General features: G+C 58.5%; 4 protein-coding genes. 3 read left to right on the top strand and 1 reads right to left on the bottom strand.

Annotated features, from left to right (window positions below; all coding sequences use genetic code 11):
- On the bottom strand, positions 1-233 hold a 233-nt coding region (locus tag AB2B41_RS22925), incomplete at its 3' end, for a hypothetical protein (protein ID WP_367880150.1).
- Between the two features lie 229 nt (positions 234-462).
- Between AB2B41_RS22925 and AB2B41_RS22920 the strand changes: the two genes are divergently transcribed.
- Genes AB2B41_RS22920 through AB2B41_RS22910 form a run of 3 tightly spaced genes read left to right on the top strand, consistent with a single transcriptional unit; the run spans position 463 to position 5,076 of the window.
- The gene (locus AB2B41_RS22920; protein WP_367880149.1) at positions 463-1,605 is read left to right on the top strand and encodes an efflux RND transporter periplasmic adaptor subunit; all 1,143 of its coding nucleotides are present in this window, start codon (positions 463-465) and stop codon (positions 1,603-1,605) included.
- A gap of 4 nt (positions 1,606-1,609) precedes the next feature.
- A complete protein-coding gene (locus AB2B41_RS22915) occupies positions 1,610-4,645 on the top strand; it encodes an efflux RND transporter permease subunit (RefSeq protein WP_367880148.1) in 3,036 nt (1,011 codons plus the stop codon).
- Positions 4,646-4,650: 5 nt separating this feature from the next.
- Positions 4,651-5,076 (top strand): ion channel, encoded by a 426-nt coding sequence (locus tag AB2B41_RS22910; RefSeq protein ID WP_367880147.1) that lies wholly within the window; start codon positions 4,651-4,653, stop codon positions 5,074-5,076.
- Positions 5,077-5,328: the final 252 nt, after the last annotated feature.

Genomic DNA, 5,328 nt, shown 5'->3' with positions numbered 1-5,328 from the left:
AGAACTGTACTAAAACTTTGCCAGATGACAAATGCGGTCTTTTCCAACAAAAACACTATGGCTCCAATGGGCTCGTTCCAGCCATTAGCTGCGCACAGCACTAAGTTCTGCTGAGCGGACTTTCCCGCCTGATGCTGGTGCAGCGAAACTTCCATACGCGCGACAATCAAATTTCTCAACCAGACGCGGCGGCGCAGCACCGTTTCCCGAAAGCGGCCATTGAACTCGTCCAAATTGGCCGAAATCCAAACCGGTCTTACGCTGCGCCGATTACGGACGTCTCACATTCGGACGGAGCAGCCATTTGCTACGTTTGTGCCAAGGGCGGCTAGCTGCACCTAGCATCCATTTTGGGAGACAAGATCAGCCAAAGGCGGCGGACCTGTTTCGCGAACCAGTCTTTGGCGATCTAGGGAAACAGCCAGCATGCTCTGCCCGTGGACAGTTTCCTTGTAATAGGACATGCTTTCTACATTGATGAAGGGGACGACGTTGCGATTTGGCCAGTCCACAGCTGTTTTCTTATTTGTCCTTTTGCTCGGGGGCTGTCGCGAAGATGAGGTTTCGTCGGAACCGGTCGTCCGCGGGCTAAAAGTTCATGAGATTGCAGAATTCGAACAGACGCAGACCAGGCGCTTTCCAGGAGTGCTGGAGCCCTCAGATCTGACCGTTCTATCTTTCGAAGTCGGCGGCACTTTGGACGCGTTGGAGCTTGATGTCGGGCAGCGCCTGTCCGTGGGTGAGACGATTGCCCGTCTCGACACGGCATCGTTGCAGCTACAGGTGGATTCTGCCGAGGCCGCGGTAGCGCAGGCGGAAGCTAGTTCGCGCAACGCGGAAAATACGCTGACCCGTCAAGAGGAGCTCCTGTCCCGCGGAGCCACGACACGGGTTGCGGTCGACGAAGCCCGGACCCAGGCGGAGGCCGCGGCGGCGTCGCTGCAACAGGCCGAAACGTCGCTGAAGTCTGCCCGAGAAACTCTTGAGAAAGCCGATCTGCGCGCGCCTTTCGACGGGGTTGTGAACTCGGTCGAGGCCACGCCCTTCTCCACTGTTGGAGCTGGGACGCCAATTGCGTCCATCTACTCGGCCAAAGATTTCGAAGTGTCGTTCTCGGTCAGCTTCGATGCGGTCAGCCAACTTGTCGTGGGGACGCCTGCACGTGTGCGGCTGGCCGACCGGCCCGACATCACGCTTGCTGCTGTGGTCAGCGAAATCGGTGCACGGGCCGATGCGGTTTCAAGCTTTCCCATTGTGCTAGAATTGCGAGAGGCCCATCCACTGTTGAAAGCGGGAATGGCTGTGGAGGCCGCAATCGACTATCCTCTGCCAACACGCGAAGGCTATACGCTGCCTTTGTCCGCCCTCATCAAGGACGGTGCAAGCGGCAGTCCTGGCGACGCGCAAGCGCCCGCTACCGCAGCGGTCTTTGTTTTCGACCCACAAAGCTCAACCGTCAAACGCCGCCAGGTAACGGTTGGCGGCATTCGCGAGAATATGATCGTCGCAACCGATGGGCTTGCTGTGGGCGATCTTGTTGCCTCGGCCGGTGTTTCCTTCCTGAAGGAAGGTCAGGAAGTCAGGCTGCTCAACGACGGGGACTGACCGGATGGACTTGCTAGCCCGTTTCGGTATCGAGAAATCGCGGTTCACATTGCTGGTGATGATGGGGCTGCTGCTGATCGGAACACTTAGCTATTTTGCCCTGCCCAAGCGAGAGAACCCGGCAATCACGATCCGCACAGTGATCGTCTCGGCACAGTTTCCGGGTATGGAACCGACGCGGGTAGAAAACCTGATTGCGATACCGCTGGAACGAGCCGCACGCGAGATCGGTGAGGTCGACGACATTTCCACACTAATTACGACGGGACGCGCGCAACTTAGCGTCGTCGTCGGCGACGGCGTTCCTTCGGAGCAGTTGGAGCAGGTGTTTGCCGATATCCGTACCAAGATGGAGGACTCGGCTGCCGAATTGCCGGACGGCACCATCGGGCCATTCGTCAACACCGACTACGGCGACGTGGCAATCGCAACCATCGCTGTGACGGGTGAAGGCTTCACCTATGCGGAAATCGAGGACGCGGCGGAAGACCTGCAGACAGGACTTTACAACGTGCCCGGCGTCACCAAGATCACGCTGTCAGGCAATCAAGAAGAACGTATCTGGCTCGAGATTGACAGCCGCAGGCTTGCGGCAATCGGCGTTCAATTGCCCCAACTCCTGAGCGATCTCAGTTCTCAGAACGTCATTCTGCCTGCCGGGCGGATCGACGCTGACGGCACGAATATCTTTCTCGAGGCCAACGGTAATCTCGGGTCGCTTCAAGACCTAGCGGCGGTCTTGACCCAACTCCCGACCGGAGAAATCGTTCGCCTCAACGACCTGATGAGCGTACGGCGCGGTTATGTCGATCCGCCGCAGCGCCCGGTCTATTTCAACGGTCAGTCGGCCGTACTGGTCAGTGTCGAGATGTCGGACGAACGCGATATCCAGAAACTCGGCCGGACACTGCGGAAAGAGATATCCGGGCTGGAGAACGCGCAGCCTATCGGTATTGCCTACAATATCTCAACCTTCCAAGAAACGAACGTCACGCAGTCGATCAACGGGGCGCTTTCGAATGTCGGCCAGACCTTCGCGGTCGTGTTTGTCGTGATGCTGGTTTTTCTTGGCTTCCGCCCCGCGCTGGTCATCGCCAGCATCGTCCCCTTCACGGTCACTTTCGCGCTTCTGGGAATGTCGCAATGGGGCATCGACCTCGAACAGATCTCGATCGCCGCCGTCATCATCTCGCTAGGTCTTCTGGTCGATAACGGGCTGGTGGTTGTCGAGGATATCGACCGACGGATCAACCAGGGTGCCGAACCTGCGGATGCAGCGACCGCGGCGGGCGGACAGTTCTTTGTGCCGCTTGCCGTTGCCTCAATCACCACTGTCTCTGCCTTCCTGCCGATGTTGATCCTGGAAGGCACCACCGGGGAGTTCGCCTTTTCGCTCGGCGCTGTCGTGGCTCTGATGTTGGCAGGGTCCTGGTTGACTGCACACTACATCCTGCCATTCCTGGCCGCCGCGCTATTGCGCCCCAAGGCCGCAAAGATCGAAAAAGAAGCTGCGATTGTACGCATCTATGGGGAGTTGATCCGACCGCTGCTGCCGTGGGGTATCCCCGTTGCGGTCGTGTGCTATGGCATCGTAGCTTTCGGGGTCAACAGCTTCGGGGCATTGAGATCCGAGATGTTCCCGCTTTCGGAGCGTGCGGAATATCTAATCTATGTGGACCTGCCCAAGGGTAGTTCCATCACCGCCACACGGGACGAGGCTCTTGCCATCGACGCCTGGCTGCGCGATGCCGAGATCAATTCAGAGGTCGTCAGCACCACGCTTTTCGTTGGCCACGGCGGCCCACGGTTCTATCTTGCGCTTTCGCCTGCCGACACCGATCCTGCAAGCGCGTTCTTCGTGGTCAACACCCACAGCTTCGAAGGCGCCGTGTCAGCGGCGGAGCGAGCCCGCCAGTATCTGCTCGCCAATCATCCCGCGGTTCGGGCTCGGGTCACGCGGCTGTCGATGGGAGGCAGCGAGTCCGGCATCGTGGAGGTCGAAATTACCGGGCCCGACGCCGATTACTTGCTTTCGGCGGCTGCCAAGGTCGAAGCGGCTTTCGACAGCGTTCCCGGCCTCGTGCTCAACGCCAACGACTGGGGCAACAAGAGCTTGACGGTCGGTATTGATATTCTGCAGGAAAAGGCGCGCGAACTGGGCGTTACGTCAAAGGATCTCTCGAACTTGATGCAGGCATTTTTCTCGGGGGCCGAGTTCTCGGTGTTCCGTGACGGGACAGACCAGATCCCAATCGTGGTACGGGCTGAAGAAGCGTTCCGTGATAGCCTGGAAGACCTCGCCAACCTGACCGTTCCCACGCAAAACGGGCTCATCTCGCTCGATCAGGTCGCGCGCTTCCAGCCACGGCTTGAGCTGTCCCAACTGCGCCGTGAAAATCAGGTTCGCCAGATAACAGTGTCCGGCAAAAGCAGCACTCTGGCTGCTGCAGAGGTTGAAGCGCTAATTGCCCCTACACTCGCAGAACTCGACCTCGAACCGGGCTATCGGATCCGGATCGGCGGCGAAAGTGCCGACGCGGCAGAGGCGAATGCCAACTTGGCGGAGGGGATGCCCTATGCGCTCGTCGTCATGATCGCGGCGCTGGTGTTCCAGTTCAACTCGATCCGCCGTGTGGCAATCACATTCCTGACCATCCCGATGATTCTTATCGGCGCGCCGTTGGCTCTACTGCTTACCGGTCAGCCACTGTCCTTTTTTGCTATTCTTGGACTGATTTCACTGATGGGCATCATCATTAATAACGCCATCGTGCTGATCGACCAAATCGACATCGAACGCAGAACGCTCCCCCTTGACGATGCCATTGTCGTCGCGTCGAAGAAACGGCTCAACCCGGTCTTGCTAACCTCCCTCACGACTGTTCTAGGTCTCATCCCTATGGCGCTGTTCGGCGGCGCGCTTTTCGAGCCCATGGCGGCACTGATGATAGGTGGGCTGCTTCTCGCTTCGCCGCTAACGCTGCTTTTTGTGCCGCCACTCTACCGGCTGTTTTTTCGCGGCGCCGCGGTTCCGGACTGACGCCTATGCCGGTCGCGGTTCAAATCGGCCTCGGTAGCACGCTTATTCTCGGGTGTGCGGCAATACACATCGCGGTGGCGATGGCGGCGATTGCCTGGTTGCGCGCCAAACAGCCTTTTCATCAGGCAGTGACTTTCGTCTCAGGTTTCAAGTCCATTGCTCTGCTCTTCTTGCTGCTTCTATTCTCTCATACAGTGCAAGTGTATCTTTGGGCGCTCACCTTTTGGGCGACCGGTGCCCTTCAAGGCTACGAGGCGCCGATCTACTTCTCGCTCGTCACCTACACGACGCTTGGCTACGGCGACATCACCCTGACCGAGGCATTTCGCGTCCTAGGCGCCATGGCATCGGTTTGCGGCATACTGATGTTCGGCCTGACGACAGCATTCCTAGTCGGCGCCCTTGCACGGCTTCTGGGTGCGAAGGCTTGATAGCAGTGGTCAACTGGTCTTGACGACACTGCTTACGGCTAGGGCTGTGTTTGCGCACTGTTTGCTTTCAGCAAGTTCTGAGGCGGCAGGCAATGGTGCTTGACTCTTGCGGCACCAAGGCAGGGCAAGGTCGGCTTGCTACGCAGTTCTTCCTTTCGAGCGCGTAACTTCGTGGTCCGCTAATGGGATGAACCGGCTGCTTTCCCCGGTGGGTTACCCTGAGAGGGTTTACCCGAAGCAGAAGGAGAAGCA

This window comes from Sulfitobacter sediminis, assembly GCF_040811725.1.
GTDB lineage: Bacteria > Pseudomonadota > Alphaproteobacteria > Rhodobacterales > Rhodobacteraceae > Sulfitobacter > Sulfitobacter sediminis.
Note: the sequence above shows the minus strand (reverse complement) of the source record. Positions and strands in the feature narration are given on the sequence as shown.